Origin of the sequence: Actinomadura sp. KC06, from assembly GCF_004348735.1 — a bacterium.
In the GTDB taxonomy this organism is placed as follows: domain Bacteria; phylum Actinomycetota; class Actinomycetes; order Streptosporangiales; family Streptosporangiaceae; genus Spirillospora.
This window is the reverse complement of the sequence record NZ_SMKT01000167.1, coordinates 1-18,646: the sequence shown is the minus strand read 5'-3', so window position 1 is coordinate 18,646 and position 18,646 is coordinate 1. Positions and strand designations below refer to the sequence as shown.

Sequence of the window (18,646 nt, the reverse complement as noted above, 5' to 3'; positions counted from 1 at the left end):
CCCTTGCCCCGCCGCCACCTGCCCGACCGCCGCGAGCCCGAGTTCCCCCCGCTCCCGCAGGATCCCGGCCAGGTGCTCGGCCATCCCGCCCGTCCCGACGATCAGCGCCGGACGCGCCCGCGTCCGATGGCACCGGTACGTCCTCATCGCCGCGTTCGCGAACGCCCGCGCGCCGAGCGCCGACGTCCCGGCAACGGCGGTAATCCACAACCACGCGACAACGGCATCGCCCGCCGCGTCCACGCCCACCACCACCGCGAACGCCCCCACGACCAGCGCCCGCACGAGGATCAGCGGCGCATCGGCGAGAAGCGAAGGGCTGCGGCGCGTCCGATAGAGCCCGCCGCAGGCGTTGAACACGATCACGATCACCGCCGCCGCACCGGGCAACGCGGCACCCGAAGCCGGCAACACCAAGAACACGGCGGCCGCCATGGCCCAGCCGTCCACCACCGCGAGACACACCGGATACAGGACGGCGAGAATCCGCGCCCCCGTGACGCCGCGCCGGTACGGGACGGCCGGAGCGAGAACCGCAGGCCCGTCGACCGAAATGAGATCCGCAGGGGCGCCCGAGTCGATGGAAGGACTCAGCCCCTGGGCTCTCATCGCGCGTCCCTTCACAGACAAGAACTCACCGGGAGGTGACCTGACGGGGCCGTCGCGGGCGGCCACGACCCAGCATCGCAGCGCGTCCCGACACGGATCGCCGCTTTTAACCGCCGCCACCACAATCTTGAATAGAAGATCAAGACCGGGCCGCCCACCTGCGAGAACGCCCCCGCGAATGCCCATCGGCGCGTCAAAGGGAACGCCAATCTGGAACCAATTCCAGCGCATTTCCTTCTTGGCCCGATTGGGCCATTTTCATCCGCCCGCGTCCAGGAGACGGCGATGCCCCGGCACGCCGCCCGCCCCCGGCCCGGTCGTGAAAAGATCTGAGAACCGCCCACCGGAGGCGAACCTTCGCGGGACCATGGACGTTACAAGTGGTCGGACGCCGAGAACCCGCCGCCCGCGACCGCGCGGGGCAGGCGACGCGAGGGCCGTTCCGTAAACGATCTTGTTGCCGTCCCGCCGTGGCGCGGGCTCGGCGGGCATATGAGGGAGAGCGGTGCGAGGTAAGGCGTTGGCGATGGCCCTGGTCCTGGGCCTGGCGGCGGCATGCGGCGGCGGTGACGGAGGCGGCGGCGGGACGACCGCGAAGGGCGGCGACGACGGCAGCCCGAAGGTGACGATCGCCCCCGCGAACGGCGACGCGAAGGCCCGTCCGGACGGCGGCGTGACGGTCACCGCCGCGGGCGGCACGCTCGGCCAGGTCTCCGTCAAGCTGAAGGGCGCGGACGTCCCCGGCACCCTCTCCGCCGACAAGACGAAATGGCGTTCCACCTGGACGTTGAGGCCGGGCGGCAGCTACCAGGTGTCGGCGACCGCGACGTCCCCGAAGGGCAAGTCCACCACCGCCACCAGCGCGTTCCGCACCACCCGCGCCACCGCCGCGACCCGCGTCAACAACCTCGTCCCCAGCCAGAACGAGACGGTCGGCACCGGAATGCCGGTCTTCGTCCAGTTCAACAAGGCCGTCCCCGAGAAGGCCAAGGCCGCGATCGAGCGCAGCATCGAGATCTCGTCGTCCACCCCGACCGAGGGCGCGTGGCGCTGGCTCGCGCCCGGCGAATCCTTCAATGGCCTCCCCTCCGTCGTCTTCCGCCCCAAGCGCCCGTGGGCGCCGCGCCAGAAGGTGACGGTCACCGTCCACTACGCGGGCCTGAAGATCGGCGACGACGTCTTCGGCGACCGCGACGTGACCCGCACGTTCCAGATCGGCGACTCGCACACCGTCAACATCAACGCCAAGACGCACCGCGCCGTCGTCAAGAAGAACGGGCGCACCGTCCGGACGTGGGGCGTCAGCCTCGGCAGCGGCGGCGACGTGCAGAAGGACGGCGTCGACCACCTGCTCACGACCAGCGGCGTCCACCTCACGATGGACCGCAGCCGCATCGAGCGCATGCGCCCGCCCGGCAAGAAGAAGGGCGACCCCGGCTGGTACGACGAGAAGGTCCCGTGGGCCACGCGCATCTCCAACAGCGGCGAGTACATCCACCAGAACATGGACGACCCGTCCTGCCTTGGGCGGCGCAACTGCAGCCACGGCTGCGTCCGCTCGCCCGGCGAAGACGCCAAATGGTTCTACAGCTGGTCGTACCGCGGCGACATCGTCACCATCACCGGCACCAAGCGCAGCCTCGCCTGGTGGAACGGCTGGGGCTACTGGCAACTCCCCTTCGCCAAATGGGCCAGCGGCAGTGCCCTGGGCAAAACGGTCACCACGACCGCACTTCGCTGAGGTTCCGCAGTTTCAGCCGGAACGGATGGCACAGTAGGTAACGCTGTGTCACCATCCCGGATGGACCTATGGCCTCGAAGATCGTCCTGCATATCGGCCTGCAGAAGTCAGGAACAACGTTCCTGCAACACATGCTGCACGCAAACCAGAAGGAACTAGCCGAAGCAGGCATCTGCTACCCCATCCCCCGCGACTGGACCCGCGGAAAACGAACCGTGCCCAACCACGAATGGTCGACCTACGGCCTCCTGGGCACCGAGTACCCATGGGTGTCAGAGCGGCGCGGAGCCAGAGAATCGACCTCCTGGCAGAACGTCCTAACCCAGGTGAAAACGTGGCCCGGCACGGCCCTCCTCTCCGCCGAGGCCCTCTCCGTCATCCGGACACCTGCAATCCGCCACCTCCTGACATGCCTGGACATCGACGAGATCGAAGTCGTCATCACAACCCGGAGCCTGGACCGCGCCCTGCCGTCCCTATGGCAGCAGCACATCCGCAACGGCAACAGCATCAGCTTCCACGACTACCTGGAAGGTCTCGCCCGCCAACGAGAAAAGAACCTGGAGGACGACCCGACCGCCCACATTTGGCGAGCATTCACCCTAAACAAACTGGTACAACGCTGGTCAAAATCAGGCGCAACCAAAATCTCGGTGGTAACCACACCCGGCACCCCTCCCCACCTCCTCTGGCAACGCTTCACCCGGGCGATCAACACTCCCGCACTAGCCCAAGCACCCCTAGCCAAAGAGACTCACACCGGCCTAACAGCCCCAGAAACCCTAATCCTCGCATCCCTCAACGCAACCCTGAACTCCCCCAAAAGAGAAGCAGACCGCATAAGACAAACCATCACCGAAAGATTCCAGACCCGCCACCACCGCGGCGGAAAGGTAACCATCCCACCCGAATGGCACCCCCGGCTAACCGATTGGACGGAAGAAGACCTAACCGCCCTCCAACAAACACCCGCCCACCTCATAGGCGACATCAACGACCTACGCCCCAACATCGACCAGTCGAACCCGCCAACCCCCGAAGAGACAGCCCAGGCAGGCGCAGAGGCAGCCCTAGCCCTAGCCCGCCTCACACCACACCCGTCTCCCCTCCGCCGAACAACCCGCCGCCTCCGCCGCCTACTGCCCTGACTCACCAGGTGGACGGGTACAAGCGGTGCTTCAAGAGCAAGTCGACCTGCTCGGCCGCCGCTTTGGCGTCCCCGCACGGGTAGAGGTAGCCGGCCATCCCCCGCCGGACGTCGTGGTAGGCCCAGATCCGGCCGGAGTACAGACGCACCCCGATCACCCGACGTCCTCGGCGACACCGCTCGCGTAGACCCAGAGCAGCGGCCTGGGGAATCCGCGCCCGTACAGCACCCACACCATCGCCATCCGTGACAGCAAGGCCGCCGACTCCGGCCGCATCACCCTCACACCTCGCGCCTTCGCCGCCTGGCTATCCGGTGGTAATCCAGTTGATCTGCGACGGTTCGATCGGGCACGCTCGGTGAATGCCTGTGCAACTCCTTCGTCCTGACCGTCTGTTCGGCGGTGCTCCGTACGCGTACGCCTCGATCGCTCAGCCCGGTGCCGTGGTCTACACCGCCGGGGCCTGTCCCTTGGATGAGAATGGGGCGACGGTCGGTGTCGGTGACGTTGAAGCCCAAGCCCGGCAAGCCATGGCGAATCTGGTCGAGACGTTGGGGCACGCAGGGTCCGCTCTGACGGACGTTCTGAAAACGACGATCTACGTCGCGTCGAGTGACCGCAGCGACCTCGTAACCGCCTGGGACGCGATCAGGACAGCATTCGGAGAGCATGATGCGCCGAGCACTCTGCTCGGAGTCGCTGTCCTTGGATACCCCGACCAACTTGTCGAGATCGAAGCGATCGCCCTGATGGGAAGCTCTCGCCCTTCGGGGTGATCCACACCGGCGCCAGATCTTCCACCCTCCTCAACCGGGCCACCTGCTCATTTCCAGGGGCCCTCGATCTCCCCCTTTGCGTCCAAGCCGAAGCGACGGAGCCGTTCGCCGCTTTCAGCGTCACCAGTCCACTCGTGCAACCTGGCCAGCTCCGTCAGCGCGTCGGCTTCTCCGGCGTCAGCGGCCTGCCGGTACAGCCGCTCGGCCTCCGCGCGGTCACCGGCCCGCTCGCGAAACCCGACCAAAGCCATCAGCGCGTCTGTGTTTCCGGTGTCAGCGGCCTGCTGCGCAAGCCGCTCGGCCCCCGCACGGTCACCGGCCCGCTCGCGTAACTCGCTCAGTTCCGCCAGCACGTATTTCTCCCCGGCGTCAGCGGCCTTTTGGAACAGGTCGGCGGCGTGGCGGTAGCGGCCCCGGGACTCTGCGGCCCTGCTGAGAGCGACTAGGTACTCGGACGTGTAGGCGTGGTGGGTGGCGGCGTCCCAGAAAGGTGCGGGGGGAGACAGGAGCTTGCGTTCACTACGGCCGTGTTGGTCCAGGTAGTCGGCCAGCCGGTACAGCGGGACGGGCGGGGACAACTCGCCGGGACGGGGCCGATGCTCGATCAACGGGCCCGGAAGGCGGCGGTGTGGGGCGGTCAGTTGATCCAGCGCGGTGATGAACCAGTAGGTGCCGCCGACCTGGTCCCAGGTGTGATCATCGAGATAGCCGGGGGCGGCCTCGCGCAGCAGCGGCTCCGGCAGGTAGAGGCCGTGGCCAAGGCGGCGGGCGTCCATCGCGGCCCACAGCACCGCCCGCTCAGCCGGGCCGCCATGCTGATAGCGGCGCAGCAGTTCAGGCGCGCCGGCCAACTCCTGGGTGATCTGCCCGCCCGGCGCCCGCTCGGCCGCCGCCTCTAGCCGGGGATCGGTCGAGATGGTCGCGGCCAGCGCGGTGAGCTGGTCGGAGGTGAACGCGGACGGAGCAGTGACCTCTTCGGCCCGCCCGAGCAGGGTGCGAGCGGCCCGGTGCGCGTCTGGGGCGGACGGGTGTTCGGGCGTTGTGGTGAGCGTCCGCCAGAAGTCCGGCCACATCGATCCCAGGATCAGCACCGGGCCTCGATCGTCGTCGGCCAGCAGCGCCTGCAACTCGGCGGCGACCTGTTCTCCGGCCTGCGGTGCCTGAAGGTAGAACTGAGCCTCGTTCAGCCAGATCACCGTCCGTCCGGCAATCCGGTTGCTCCGCAGCGCCTCCACCACCGCCAAGGGCCGTTCGGGGGCGCCACGGCCGTCCACAACCGATCGTCGAACCCCGGCCGTTCCAGATACGGCGGCAGCACCGGCGCCGCCCCGGAGGACGGACTCGCGGCCGCGAAAGCCTGGTGCACCTCCAAGACCAGCGCGTCCTGCTCCTCCAGCTCACCGATCACCCGTCCCAGCGGCTCCCCGGCAGACCGGGCGGGATCAGGTGAAGGACGCGCCCGTGCTGCCCGCGCGGCGGCAACCAGCCGCGCTCTGGCGTCCAGCCACGGCCCCGGATCTTCACCGCACGCCCGGACAAAGTTCTCCAGCGTTCTCACCCTCGGGAGCGCGGTACCGCCATCACACCCAGCCTGCCGCCTCCCTCCCCTTCGCGCACGTTGAGCCACTGGAACGGGGCTAGGACGTCGGTTGCCGTCATGCGGGCCATGGTGGCAGGCCCTACCGACAGTCCCTCTGAGCCAGATCGAGGCCTGGCGGGGCTGGCCGCCCAGAAGATATTCTTTGACACGAATATTCTTTGTAGTGAATACTTCCTAGCCATGGACGCAACACTCCTCGCAACGCTGGCCGACCCGGCTCGGTGGCGGCTCGTCTGTCTGCTGGCCGAGCGGCCCCGATCGGTCGGCGTCCTGGCTCAGCTCGCGGACGCGCGCCAACCCCAGACGACCAAGCACCTCCAGACCCTCGAACGCGCCGGTGTCGTCACGTCCCAGCGAAACGGCCAGCGCCGCCTCTACACACTCCGTCCCGGCCCCCTGCGGGACCTGGCGGCCACGCTCAACCAGCTAGCCGACCTCACGGACCGGCCCGGCGGCCCGCACGAGATCCACGACCGCCACGCGGTCACCCTCGACGCGGAACGGCGCGCCGCCGAGGAGCCGGGATGGGCCGACGGCCGCTCCTTCGGGTTCCGCCGGACGCTTGCGGGACGTCCCGAGCCCGTCTGGCGACACCTGACCGAGCCCTCCCTGCTAACCCGCTGGTGGACGCCCAACGACCTGCGCGTCTCCGAACTCGTCTTCCAGGCACAGCCGGGTGGACGGATCGTCCTTGAATACCGCGACGCCGAAGACGCCGACAGCTCGGACGTCGTCGTCGGGCGCGCCGAAGGCGTCATCGAGGAGGTACACCCCCAAGAGCGCCTCACCTACCGGATGTCTCCGCTGCTTCCCAACGGCGACCGCGCCTTCACCGCCCACGTCGCCTTCACCCTGCGCCCCACCGACACAGGCACACAACTCGACGTGCACTGGCAGATCGACGGCAGCACCGTCGAGTCCGCCGACTTCATCGCCGGCATCGAGATCGGCTTCGGCCAGAGCCTCGGCAAACTCGCCGAAATCCTCACCGCCGGGGCACCGGACACCGACCGCACCCAGCACCACACCGACACAAGGAGCTTCCCGTGGGACGACTGATCATCAACGTCGCAATGACCGTCAACGGCGCTTTCGAGGCACCGGCAGCCGAACCGCAGGGCGGCTGGCTGGTCACCGACCCTCACAGCATGCAGGCCGGACGTGAAATGTGGCAGGCGGCCGACGCCATGGTGCTCGGACGCAAGACCTACCAGGGACTCGCCGCCGCCTGGCCCCAACTCGCCAACGTCCCCGGCTTCGAGGCGTACGCGGCCCGGATGAACAGCATGCCCAAGTACGTCGCGTCCCGGTCCCTGACGGGACCGCTGGAATGGAACGCCACCCTGCTCGAAGGCGACCTCGGCACCACTATGCGCCGCCTCAAGGACGAACACGACGGCAACCTGATCGTCCCCAGTGCCGGAGAATTCGCCCGCGCCCTCATCGCCGACGACCTCGTCGACGAGTTCTGGTTCACCGTCAGCCCCTACCTGTGGGCGACCGGACCACGAATCTTCGACGACATCGGCCCCGTCCGCCTGGAACTGGTCAACACCACAACCTTCCCGTCAGGCATAGTCCGCCTCTGCTACCAGCCCACCTCAGCACCCACCAACTAGCCCGGACGCCGCCCCGACACAATGCCGCCCGCCGCAACTCCGGTCCTCGTCTGGGCTCCACGTCCGCGCTCTCCATCCGGCCCTCGACCACACAGCCGAAACCCTCCGTGTGCTCCGAATTCTCCGCCGGATCCTCCGAGCCATCCGCGGATGAGCCACCGACCCAGGCTTCGGGACGACTTTCCAAGCCGAGCCTGCGTAGCGCGATACGCACCGCTTTGCGATCTATGATTCCCGAATGCCTGGTGAGCGCGTGACCCAGGAGTCCGGCGGCCCGGTCGCGATGCTCCGGGAATACCTGTTCGCGATGCCGGACGAAGATCACGGACGTCTACTCGCGGCCGATCTCGCCGATCGGGAGATCGCTGGGTGCGGGTGCGGCCGATGTACCCTCCCGCACCTGGACCCCGCGAACCCATTGTTCGGCAAGCCCGAGTTTTCGCGACCAGAGCTGCAGGGCTGGTGGCAGGTCAGCTCGATGGTCGACGAGCTCGCCATCGATGACGCCGCCGCAAGCCACCAGCGCGAGTGTGAGAAGTTCGCGGTCGCGGCCCTTGCAAGAAGCCATCGTGGGTTCTGCGAAGGCGGGTCAATCGCCCACCGTGAAACGATGCTGCGTCTCCTGAACCTCGACGGCCTGCTCCACGACCTGCCTCAAGAACAGGCCTACGAACGGCGTGTCGCCGTCACGCGGTCCTTCCCTGCCCCGCGAGACGTCCCGGCGCCGACCGTCGCGGCGGCGGCACCCACCACCTCAGGGCTGCCATCGTTGCTGGACACAGTCCGCGCTGTCGCGAGCCGGTTGGAGACCGACGGCGCGGCCACCCAGATGATCAGCTGGTGGCTGACCGACGAAGCCGCACAGTTCGAAAACGACCAGGAGTTGCTCTTCGAACTCTCTGACGCCGTCCTGCACCAAGGCACATGCTCCCCGCACACCGCGGAACAGATTCCCCTGCTGGCCGGGCTCATCGAGCATGAGCAGGTCGCGGCGCCCTTCCGAGCGTTCCTCCTGCTGCTGCTCGCCGAGGCCGGGACCGTCGGACGCCGACTCGCGGCACAAGACGCCGACAGACGATCCGCACTCGGGACTTGGCTCCGTCCAGAGTCGGGACGAAACGGCAGCGCAGAACGCCGTCGAAGCTGTCGCCCCCGCGCTGCTGCGCCGTTGGCCAAGCGAGTGCGAAGCCGTCCAGGGCGGGCTGGCCTTCCTCGCCGCCGCCTTCCCCGACAGCGCGCACACCGCCGGCATCATCGAGCCGATCGCCGAGATGGCCGCGACCAGCCCCGAGCACCACCGTGCCGCGATGCTCCACCTCGCACACGCCCTGGCATCAGCCGACGAAGCAGCACTCCACACCACCTACTCCGCGGCGATCGCCAGCACACCCATTAGGCTCAGGTAGATATACGCCACATTTCCTGACTTGCCTCAAATTAGTGCGCACGCTCCGAACGGTGGAACCGTTCGAGTGCATGCCGTAGGTCATCTGGCAGAGGTCGGCGGCGGTGAGGGCGTGGTCCCCAGCGGCGATTTGGACAGTGCGGTAGCGGCGGGCGGTCGTCACGAACTTCTTGATCGACCAGCCGGTGGCCCGCTCGATCCAGCGCGAGACCGCCAAGGCGGCGAACACGATCGTCAAGCCCTTGAGCCCGGCAAGGGCCCGGGCCTTGGCCTCCAGCGACCGCTTGACGCTCTTGTCGGCCCCCGACAGCTGGATGAACCGGTTGCGCTTGACCGGTGCCCTGCCGGCGACGGCGGCTTCGGCCTTGGCGACCTGCTGGTCGGTCCCGCGTAGCGTGCGGCGGGCCCGGACGGCGCGGTACTGGTAGTAGATCACCTGGTCGCGGCGGTTTTCGGTGGTGTCCGCGGGCCAGTGCTGGGTGAAGACGTGCCCGTCGCCGATCTCGGCGTCGGGATGGTCGCGCCGCCACCGCTTGACCACGTAGGGGACTTCGCTGATCCGCGCTCCCAGGATGAACGACAGCCCCGCCTGTTCGATGGCCCGCTTGTTGGCCTCGGAGATCATGCCCGCGTCGGCCACGATGGTGGCGTCGGCGAGCCGATGGGCGGCCATGAACGCCTCGATCACCGGCAGCATCGTGCAGGTCTCGGCCTTGTTGCCCCTCGAAAGCCTTCACCATCAGCGGGAACCCGCCCGCATCGGTCAGCAGTCCAATGGTGATCTGGGGGTCAGGCGGCGTTCCTTGGAGAACTCCGGCTCACGGAACCCGTCACCGGTGTCGGTCTCGAGGTGCAGCGTCGACACGTCGTACAGCACCAGCGAGGCTGGGCCCAGCCGAGTATGCGCCGCACACGCGGCCGACAGCCGGCCCCGCCAGGCCAGCTCGGCGAACGCGGGCAGCCGCCGTTTCACTGTCGTATAGGAGGCCGCCTCGATCCCCGCCTCGGCCAGCACACGCAGGCTGTCGTGCTTACTGGTCGGCTCGATGACGCGGGCCAGCACCAGCTGCCGGAACACCTCATCGCCCCCGCACGCCTCACCCAACCCCAGCAGATCGAACGCCCTCGACAACGCGTCGAGCAGGTGACCCATCCGCGAGCTGGTGATAGGCAGCGGCCCGCCCCCCTCAGGTCCGTCGTCCAGGCCGAGATCGAGTTCGGTCTGCCCGGCGGCGATCCGCTACCGGGCCACCGCCTTTTTGAGCATCTCCAGCTCGGCGTCATCGTGCGCCGAGCCGATCTGCTCGATATCGCGCGACCCGCGGCGCGAGGAATGCACGATCTGCACCGCCCGGACACCCGAGGCCGTCTTGACCGTCCGCACGTGCGACATGGTCGGCACCCTAGAAACCCGGGCCACTTAGTGGACATTCACTCCGATCCGCAGCGAAACCCCAGGTCAGCAAACCGTGCTCGACTCCGGCTCCCGAACGTGAGCCAAGTCAGGTGACCCATGTCGAGCGACAGTTCGACCGTGCCGCGCCAACGGCACCCCAGTCGGCGCCGCGGAAATGCCAGGTTGTTGCTCGCGACTTAAAGGAGTCGGGTTTCGGAACGCCCTCCTCGCCGTAGCCACGCTGGTTTGAAGTGCTTCACCCAACCGGTACGGCCCGGCACCGCCGAATAGTGACTCCGAACATTTCGATAATGATTATAGCGGGAAGTCATTCTTCCACGGGGGATCCAATTCATCGGGATCCACACCGAGGCCTCTCACAAGGTCATCGACCTCAGATATATCTGTGAAGGTCCCAATGTGCACTCGTTCGATGTCGTCCTCAAAGAAGCAGATGTCCTCGTCCACGATGTGCTTAGATATCTCCACCGTCGAGACCCTGAAGGTGCCGTCGCCCAGCGGGGCGACCCAGACCCATGCGTATCGGTCCGACGAGCTGGGCTCTCGGCGCGCAGATACGAGCGCCTTGCTCATGACCAGACGGTTTCTTACTTCAGTGCGCATCTTCAACCTCACCAGAAGATCCGGATGATCGACCCGCCCCAGGGCGAGTCTTCGAAGGTATGGATCTGGAGATGGGGCAGGTCGCCGTGTCTGTTCCCCGAGCCATGACCGCGCACTCGGCCATCCGCGCCAACCTGGTCGTCCCAGTGATAGGTTCCCGACTTCGACCCGAAGTACTGCTTTGTGCCGACACCGTCAAAGCCCGTCGCGTTACGATAACCCTGCCCCTGGAACAGCCGGAGGAGCAATTCTCCCGCTTCGTCCCGCGACCCTACCCTGAGACTCGTGGTTCCGCCCTCGATGGCCCTGGCTGCGCGAGAAACCCTGGGGCTCGTCCACGGGATATCACAGTCGTTCGCGTTGTGGACGAGGACCGGAGTGGCCCTCGCTAGTACATAGTACGTGTGGAGGCTGACGACGGTAAGGTTGTGGACTCGTTGGTAGTGGGCCGCCTTGTGCTTGATGGCGGTGACCTGGACATAGCTGCCGGCGCTGGTGCGGAGCCACATGCCGGGTTTGAGATCGGCGGCGTTGACCCATCGGCCGGTGCCGTCGGCGACCCAGAAGGGGTGTTCGTCGGTGGCGATCACTGCGCCGAGGGCTTGCTCGGAGCGGAGGATCGCAGGTGATGCCGCTGGTTGGGCTTTCGCGTCGTTCTTGGTGACCCAGTGCTTTTGGTTGCGGGTGTCTACGGTGATCTTTACGAGGTTCTTCGTGCCCTTGCTGGTGATGGTGTCTTGGACGGTCTGGGCTTGGGTCTTGCCGGTCTTGGGATTGGTGGCGAGGACCTTGTCGCCCTTTTTGATTTCGTTGATGGGCTTCTTGGTGCCATCGCCCATGACCACCGCGGTGCCGGGAACGAAGCTGCTTCGGCGGCAGGACTTGAAGAGTTGGGACAGCCACCTCACACCGCGGGGCAGCTTGGCGGCCCCCAGGCCCGGGATGGGAACGCCGACGACGTAGCCGATATCGCGGCCGACCCGGTAGCCGGGGCTGTTGCGGTTGATGGGGATCGGCAGTTCGACCTTCGGCGGCTTCAGGTCCGGCGGCGGATCTGCTTTGGGCCTTCTCGGGCCGGTGGGTTTCTGCGAGAAACCTACGAAGGATTTGAAGCTTTCCTTGGTGTCATGGGCGGCGTTTCTGGCGGCGTTGGCCAGGGCGTAGGCTTCGTCGATCGCTGCTTGGATCGCGCCTTCGGCCATGCCGACGATCAGGCCCGGGAGGCTGGTGACGCGTTGTTTGAGGGTTGGGGCTTTGTGGCCGCAGGTGATGGGGTTGCGGATGCAGGGCGGTAGCGGGATCAGGCCGTCGGGGTCGCTGAGGGTCGCCGGGTTGTTGCCGCCGTAGAGGTAGCCGTTCATCTGCTGTGGGTCGCCGGTATCGATAAGCGGGTCGACGGAGATGAAGCGGCCGTTGTTCGGGTCGTATTCGCGGGCGCCCAGATGGGTGAGGCCGGTGGGGTCTTTGGCGCCACCCAGGAATCCTCTTTGGTCGGGCCAGGTCTCTTCGTTGGTACCGCGTTCCTGGCCGAATGGGGTGAGCCGGCGGGTGACAGTGTTCTGGTCCGTGGCGTTGACCGCTATCTGGACGGTTCCCTGATGGTCGGCTGCGAGGTGCTTAATCCCGGTGGAATCGCGTAGGGCGACGGCCTCGCCGTTGTGGCCGTAATAGCGGACACCAGTTGCGGTCGCCGAACCGTTGGTCGAGCGGAGCTCGGTGCCGCGCAGGTAGAGGGTGGCTCCGGTGAGGTCCTTGCGGATCAGGCGGTTGCCCTCGGCGTCGTAAATGAACCGGACGGTGGTGTCGCCCTGGGTGACCTTGTCGAGGTTGCCTTCGCTGTTCCATTCCAGGGTTTGGGTGGTGTCGCCGACGGTACGGGTGGTGGGATTGCCCGCAGCGTCGTAGACGTAGTTCTCGTCGTTTGTGTCGGGGCCGGTGAGTGGGTTGGCACCGGTCTGGTCGACCTTGCCGAGCATGTGGCCCTTGACGGTGCTGCTGACGTTCAGGTCGCCCTGGTAGCGGTAATCGCGAGTGGAGATCTGCGTGCCCGCCGGGTCGTAGAACTGTTCTGTGTCCCGGCTGCCGTCGAGTTTGTAGGTGTAGTGCATCCGGTACGGTGCCGGGCCGCCCGATGTGGTGGGGTTTTGCGGGCAGGTCGTTGATGCGACGCTCCACGCGTCGGTCAGCCGGCGCAGGTGATCGTACTTGAAGCACTGATTGTCGGTGCCGGCTCTGGAAACGTCGGAGATGCCCAGGACGTTGCCCGCGTCGTCATAGGTGTAGGTGGCGTTGCGGTCGTTGCCGGTGACGTTCTCGCGGCGGGTGCTGGAGGTGGAAAGGCGCTGGGTGCCGGGTTGATAGGTGAGGGTGTTCCAGGTTCGTTTGTCGCCGGAGCCCAGTTCGACCAGTTTGGGTTTGCCGGTGGGGGTGTACTCGGTCGATCCGACATAGGTGGCCTGGCCGCTGGTCAGCCGGATGGGGCGCTGGTATTCGTCGTAAGTGCGGGTGAGGGTTTCCTGAGGAAGTCCGCCCGCCGCAGGTAGCACGTCCTGGTGGGCTGTGCCGTCCAGGTTGTAGGTCTGGGCGTGGGTGTAGGTTCCGGCCAGCGGCCCCTCCGACGCCGGGATGGTGACCGTGGTGGATTCGGGTCGGCCCAGGACGTCGTAGGACGGGATGCTCTGGACGTAGTCGCCGTTTTCTCCGTGGCGGGTGGCGGCGGCGAGCTTCCCCTTTCCGCGGGGCGCGGTGTCATAGGTCCACGACGACAGCAGTTTCCCGGTCGCCGACCCTTCGCGGGTCTGGGTGTTGCGGCCGAGCCCGTCGTAGCTCTGGAAGATCGTTTTGTTGCGGCCGTCGGTGGTGGATTCGACGCGGTTGAGGACGTCGTAGGTGAAGGTGGTGACGCCGGCGTCGGGGTCGGCGGCCTTGGTTCGACGGCCCCGCAGGTCATAGGTATTGGTCCAGGTGTTGCCGGACGGGTCTTTCACCGTGGTCAGGCGCCCGGCCGGGTCGTAGCCGTAGGTGGTGGCGTCATAGGCACCTGACGGGCTGTCCCCGTGGTAGTGGCGGCGTTCGGTGACCTGGCCGCGCGCGTCGATGATCTGCGCGGAGGGCGTCCCACCCCGGGGCGGGTCGACGGCGACCCAGTTCCCGCCGTAGCTGATCGTGGAGCGCCATTTCTCCTCGGTCGTGGTTCCGTCGCCGACCACCAGGCGCTCCACCGTGCGGCGACTGAGCCCGTCATAGGAGAAATGGTTCTGAGTCTCGACGGCCCCGGGGGAGTTGACGGCGAACAGTGCGGGCTCGGGCGCACCGGTGGCCGAATAGGTGGCGTAGGTCTTGGCGATCTGACCACGGTCGTCGTAGAACGTGTCGGCGATCAGGCGGCCTTCGGGACCGGTGCCCTGAATCTGACGAGGGCGCAGGTGCCCGTCGTAGAGAGCGACAGAGGGGCGCTGACCACCGGAACTGGTGAGCGTCTTGGTGGTGACCGCGACAATCTGACCATCGGCGATCCGGTAGGCGTGTTCGAAGCTGGGTGTGTCGCCGGCGGTCTTGGAGCGGTCGGGCCGCCACACCTTCTGCAGGCGGCCGAGCGCGTCGTACTGCAGGTCGCTGCGTAGGGGCCTGTTGCTGCCGTCGACATTACTGTTGTCGATCTTGGCTGTCGGCGATCCCCAGGCCGGGTCGAGTTCATTGGTGGCGGTCAGCCCGGCGGTCCCTGGATTGGGGGTGGGCGTGGTAACGGCGACTCTGGTGGTCAGCCCACGGGTGTCGGTGTACCGGGTGGTGGTGGTCTGGTCGGCTGCGTTGGTGACCGTCAAAGGTCGCCCGAAGCTGTCGTAGGTGGTCTTTTCGAACGGCACGTAGGTGGCGTCATCGCCGTCTTGTCCGGCGATTCTCTCGGTCTGCGTGACGTTTCCCTTGGTGGGTGCGTCACCGAAACCTCCGCCGTCATAGAACGCCCGCGCGTCGGCGATGACATGCTTGGACCGGTCAGGGTCCGTGCCACAAGCGACGGAAACGGTCTCGGCCCGGGACTGGTAGGAGACCATCCATTTCGCGTCATTGTCGGCGTAATCGGTGCGGGTGCACCTGTCATCGGCGGTGGACGCGACGTCACCGAGGTCCTCAACCTGCTTGACCCGGCCGACCTTGGTGAAGTCGGTCTCGTACTCGCTGTTGGTCTTGGTTTCGCGCCAGGTCCCGCCGTCCAGCGCTATCCAGGTGCGGGAGTTGCCGACCTTGACCGCGTTGGCGGTCACGGTGCCCCAGTCCCTGGTCCGGGAGGCGGTCTGGTGCCGCCAGGGGACATCGACGCTCTTGTGGTGCACCGCCCCGCCGGGGGCGGTGTAGTTGACGGTCTTGAGGGTGAAGCCTTCGAGTCCTTCGGCGTCGGTGTGGGTGCCGCCCTCGCCGTCGGAAACGGTGACGGTCTTGGTGCCGCCGGTGGGACTGGCGCGGTCGCCGTGCATGCCGCGCAGGTGATAGGTGTCGGTCTGGGTGGACGGGGTGCCCATGCTGCCGGTCTTGACGCGGACCTGGCCGTAGCCGCGCCATTGGGACCAGGTCTTGTACTTATCGCGTGTCAACCCGTCATCGTCGTCGAAATGCCACGCGGCTCCGCCGATGTACTCGTACTGGGTGGCCATGTCGGGGGCGTGGCCCGTCCGGTCCTTCTGCACCACCGAGGTGACCACGAACTTGTTGAACCAGTCGGTGATCGGCGCCGTCTGGCCGGGCAGATGCCAGATCGAGGGGAAGCAGCGTCTGGTGTTGGCGTGCGGCGTCGGCGGGGCGGCCCGGGAGCAGTCCTGCCCGGTGTAGCCGATGTCGATCTGGCCGCCGGACTCGTCGAAGATTCTGCTGACCCGGTAGCGGGTGTAGGGCGCGATGCCGTCGTTGGCCTGGTCGACTCGGTTGGCCTTTGGCGTGTGGTTGAAGGTCACCTTGGGCAACGCGATGTTGTCGGCGGCAGTGGGGCCAGCCAGGCCGGTGTGCTGGATCTCCTTGAGCAGCAGGTCGCGTTCTTCGGTGTCGGCGCCCCACTGGTGGTCCAGCGTCCAGGAGTCGACTTTGCGGTACGGCCAGCCGGCGCCGCGGTCTATCTGTGTGGTGACCTTCTTGAGGCGATAGCGGCTCCAGAAGGTGGGCGAGGTGAAGCCGTGCCCGTCCTCGCACCGGGTGCCGGCGTCGCAGTTCATGTCCCACGGCACGTCCGGCCACTGCCCCGGATCAGCTTTGATCTTGGCAGGGGCGCAGTCGAAGGTGTCGCTGGGGATGCACCGCTCGGCCTTCTCGAACAGCACCGCGGCCGGCGGCACGTCGGCGAAGACGTTGTCGCCGCGCAGCCCGTACTCGATGGACGTCAGGTAGCCGCCGCGGGTGTACGGGGTGGCGTCGGCGGGGTTGAGGTTGCGGCCGTAGTGGTTGGTCTCTTTCTCGTACAGGTAGATGGCGGCGTTGTCGTTGGGGTCGACGACCATGTCCAGGTTCCACCGCCACGCCTGCTGGCACCACGAATCGGCGAACCCTGAAGCCTTGTGGCACGGCTCGGTCGCGTCGTCGCCGAACACCGGCACCGTCCATGCCGAGTTGCTCTCCGGCCCTCCCGAGCCCCAGCCGGGCAACCGGTTCAGGCCGAAGTAGTAGCGGGTCCCGTCGGTGGTGGTGACCTTCCAGTACTCGCCTTCGTTGTCGCCGTTGTTCGTCTCCGACGAGGTCAGCCGCTCGAACTTGGTGCCGTCGTCGTTCTTGAGCCGCCAGGTCCCGTCGGCGGCCTTGATGAGTTCGCCGCCTTTGCCGTTCCAGGTGACGGTCGCGTTGTCATAGCCCCAGCACAGATCCCCCGGCGGCTTCCCGCCTGGGCCGTTCGGCACTCCGTCGTCCTCACACGCCTTGTAACGACGTTCAATGAAACCGGGCGAGAACTCAAAGCCCTCACCGGCCCAGGACGGCTGGTTATTGGTATTGCCCGTGCGACCGTCCACACTCTGCGCCGAATAACCCAGCTCAACCGTCGGAACGAGGTCCCCCGGGGCGGGCGGAAGCCGCATCGGATAGGTCCAGGTGAAGTCACCGGTGTTCCCCGCCACCGCCCAGGTCGCCGACGGCGCCAACTTGGTGGCCTTGAAATCTCCCTGCGAGCCTTCGGGTGCGGCGACGGCCGCCAGCACCGTCAGACCCCGCTGGCCTGTCGTGGACGGGACGGTCTCCACGTCCGCGATCAGGGTTCTCGTTTCACCGTCGTTTGTGGTGGCGATGGGTGTGGAGGAACGGCATCCGGGATTGGACGGGGTCGTCAGAACACAGGCGGGGAGCCTCACTAGCCGGAGCCGCGTGCCGTAGGAGCCACCGAAGGCCTGAGCGAAAGCCGAGTAGTCCACGCGGACTCCCACCCGTCCCAACGTGGCCTCGGCGTCGGGCGCGATGGTGAACACCAGCCCCTCGACCCCCGCGCGCCCGGCCGCGCCACGGTCGAGCACGGCCACCTGGGCGTCGCCCTTCAGCGCGGGGCGCGCAGCGGTGTTCCTCGGATCGACGCTTTTGGGCGCGGGTCCGGGTGCGGTGAGCGAGATCGGCAGGTCGCCCGCCCGCACCAGCCCCTCGCTGCGCCCCGAACGCTCGGCTTGCTTGCCCGTCAGGGTCACCTCGGCGGTGCCGGGCTTGGGCCAGGACGCCTTGGGCTCCGGCACCGATCTGCCAGCTGGGTCGGGGGTGCGGGGGCGAACCTTCCGCGTCTTACCGTCGACCGTTCGCTCATGGTCGGCAACCTTTGGACGCTCGGAGCCCGGCGGATCGGCCTGCGCGGGCGGAGCCGTGGCCAAGCCCGCCGCCAGCACCACCGCCATTCCAGCCGCCACGATTCGCAGCGAGCGACCCATGCGCAGTACTTGCCGCCTGTTCAGCCTTTTCACCAGATCCTCCACAACAACGGGCGGCACCCATGACTAAACCAGGCAACGTCAACCAGTGTTCGCAGCGCAGTGGCACTGTTCTCGAACACACAGTGCCTAGAAAGAGATGTTTCGCCAGGCTGGACAGGATTTTCTCGTGGAAACTCCAGCACGACGCATCACCTCAAGGCACAGGGCTCGCACATCAGTTGTGAACGCCCCCCCGACAATGCGCTCAAAAACGAAGGTGATCAAGGTACCCAGCTGGTCACCGCACGTGCCCGCCCACAAGAACAGCAGGTCATGATCAGAACAGGTCCACGTCCGGACGCCATGACAACCAACAGCCCGCAACAAACGTCCGCGCGCAGGAAAATTGAAGGTCTACGAGTGCAAACAAATAAGATGACCCAAAACATCAAAAACGGTCAGAGTCGATCTTGTCGGAGCGCCGATCGAATGTGATGATCACGGCAACCAGACCTCGACCACCCGGAGTGGGCGATGCTCCTCACGTCCCGGCCCCCGCGACCAACCCCTCAGCGCCCCACTCGACGACCGCGTTATGCACGGGCCCGGTACCTACTAGCCCTGACCGCCCTGACCGCGACCACCCTCAACATGGTGGCCACCCTCACCACGGCACCGCCCGTCGCGGCCGACACCGCGCCGCCGCCCGGGGAGCTGCCCACCCTGACGGCCGATCCGCTGCCGACCTGGCAGACCAACGGCACCGTCTGGGACGTCGAGGTGGTCGGTGACACCGTCTACGTCGGCGGCACCTTCACCGCCATCCGCCCGCCCGGCACCAGCCCCAGCAACCCCCAAGAAC

12 protein-coding genes and 2 pseudogenes are annotated in these 18,646 nt (G+C 66.9%); 7 read left to right on the top strand and 7 right to left on the bottom strand.

What is annotated here, in order from left to right:
• Positions 1–840, bottom strand: a pseudogene (locus tag E1287_RS35115) (hypothetical protein); the annotation flags it as partial.
• A 295-nt stretch (positions 841–1,135) separates the two neighbouring features.
• Between E1287_RS35115 and E1287_RS35110 the strand changes: the two are divergent.
• Both E1287_RS35110 and E1287_RS35105 read left to right on the top strand, forming a co-directional pair.
• A complete protein-coding gene (locus E1287_RS35110; RefSeq protein ID WP_131969588.1) occupies positions 1,136–2,350 on the top strand; it encodes an Ig-like domain-containing protein in 1,215 nt (404 codons plus the stop codon).
• A 68-nt stretch (positions 2,351–2,418) separates the two neighbouring features.
• The gene (locus E1287_RS35105; protein WP_131969587.1) at positions 2,419–3,498 is read left to right on the top strand and encodes a hypothetical protein; all 1,080 of its coding nucleotides are present in this window, start codon (positions 2,419–2,421) and stop codon (positions 3,496–3,498) included.
• A 1-nt stretch (position 3,499) separates the two neighbouring features.
• On the opposite strand, the gene E1287_RS44250 is transcribed toward E1287_RS35105, so the two are convergent.
• Positions 3,500–3,655: a hypothetical protein gene (locus tag E1287_RS44250; protein WP_165969356.1), complete on the bottom strand. Its 156-nt coding sequence runs from the start codon at positions 3,653–3,655 to the stop codon at positions 3,500–3,502.
• The gene (locus tag E1287_RS46465; RefSeq protein WP_279508045.1) at positions 3,652–3,783 is read right to left on the bottom strand and encodes a hypothetical protein; all 132 of its coding nucleotides are present in this window, start codon (positions 3,781–3,783) and stop codon (positions 3,652–3,654) included. The genes E1287_RS44250 and E1287_RS46465 overlap by 4 nt, the downstream gene beginning before the upstream one ends.
• Positions 3,784–3,860: 77 nt before the next feature.
• Here E1287_RS46465 and E1287_RS35095 point away from each other — a divergent pair, with 77 nt between their 5' ends.
• Positions 3,861–4,274: a RidA family protein gene (locus E1287_RS35095; protein WP_131969586.1), complete on the top strand. Its 414-nt coding sequence runs from the start codon at positions 3,861–3,863 to the stop codon at positions 4,272–4,274.
• A 47-nt stretch (positions 4,275–4,321) separates the two neighbouring features.
• On the opposite strand, the gene E1287_RS35090 is transcribed toward E1287_RS35095, so the two are convergent.
• Positions 4,322–5,548 (bottom strand): hypothetical protein, encoded by a 1,227-nt coding sequence (locus tag E1287_RS35090; RefSeq protein ID WP_131969585.1) that lies wholly within the window; start codon positions 5,546–5,548, stop codon positions 4,322–4,324.
• A 506-nt stretch (positions 5,549–6,054) separates the two neighbouring features.
• Between E1287_RS35090 and E1287_RS35085 the strand changes: the two genes are divergently transcribed.
• From E1287_RS35085 to E1287_RS44245, 3 genes are all read left to right on the top strand, one after another.
• Positions 6,055–6,933: a metalloregulator ArsR/SmtB family transcription factor gene (locus tag E1287_RS35085; protein WP_131969584.1), complete on the top strand. Its 879-nt coding sequence runs from the start codon at positions 6,055–6,057 to the stop codon at positions 6,931–6,933.
• Positions 6,921–7,493, top strand: a complete 573-nt coding sequence (locus tag E1287_RS35080) for a dihydrofolate reductase family protein (protein WP_131969583.1) — start codon at positions 6,921–6,923, stop codon at positions 7,491–7,493. Before E1287_RS35085 ends, E1287_RS35080 begins: the two co-directional genes overlap by 13 nt.
• A 238-nt stretch (positions 7,494–7,731) precedes the next feature.
• Entirely contained in the window at positions 7,732–8,889 is a 1,158-nt protein-coding gene (locus tag E1287_RS44245) for a hypothetical protein (protein ID WP_165969355.1), read from the top strand.
• A 41-nt stretch (positions 8,890–8,930) separates the two neighbouring features.
• Here the strand turns inward: E1287_RS44245 and E1287_RS44240 are convergent.
• The 3 genes and pseudogenes from E1287_RS44240 to E1287_RS35055 all read right to left on the bottom strand — a co-directional run bounded on the left by E1287_RS44240 (position 8,931) and on the right by E1287_RS35055 (position 17,835).
• Positions 8,931–10,246: pseudogene (locus tag E1287_RS44240) on the bottom strand (IS1634 family transposase).
• Positions 10,247–10,609: 363 nt separating this feature from the next.
• Positions 10,610–10,888: a hypothetical protein gene (locus tag E1287_RS35060; protein WP_131969580.1), complete on the bottom strand. Its 279-nt coding sequence runs from the start codon at positions 10,886–10,888 to the stop codon at positions 10,610–10,612.
• Positions 10,889–10,926: 38 nt separating this feature from the next.
• Positions 10,927–17,835, bottom strand: coding sequence for an RHS repeat-associated core domain-containing protein (locus tag E1287_RS35055; RefSeq protein WP_131969579.1), 6,909 nt, complete (start codon positions 17,833–17,835; stop codon positions 10,927–10,929).
• Between the two features lie 600 nt (positions 17,836–18,435).
• On the opposite strand from E1287_RS35055, the gene E1287_RS35050 reads away from it, so the two are divergent.
• On the top strand, positions 18,436–18,646 hold a 211-nt coding region (locus E1287_RS35050; protein ID WP_207934648.1), incomplete at its 3' end, for a hypothetical protein.

Excerpts from the sequence above, each read along its gene's own strand:
- E1287_RS35110 (WP_131969588.1), top strand. The coding sequence starts at position 1,136 with ATGGCCCTGGTCCTGGGCCTGGCGGCGGCATGCGGCGGCGGTGACGGA.
- E1287_RS35105 (WP_131969587.1), top strand. The coding sequence starts at position 2,419 with ATGGCCTCGAAGATCGTCCTGCATATCGGCCTGCAGAAGTCAGGAACA.
- E1287_RS35095 (WP_131969586.1), top strand. The coding sequence starts at position 3,861 with ATGCCTGTGCAACTCCTTCGTCCTGACCGTCTGTTCGGCGGTGCTCCG.
- E1287_RS35085 (WP_131969584.1), top strand. The coding sequence starts at position 6,055 with ATGGACGCAACACTCCTCGCAACGCTGGCCGACCCGGCTCGGTGGCGG.
- E1287_RS44245 (WP_165969355.1), top strand. The coding sequence starts at position 7,732 with ATGCCTGGTGAGCGCGTGACCCAGGAGTCCGGCGGCCCGGTCGCGATG.
- E1287_RS35060 (WP_131969580.1), bottom strand. The coding sequence starts at position 10,888 with ATGAGCAAGGCGCTCGTATCTGCGCGCCGAGAGCCCAGCTCGTCGGAC.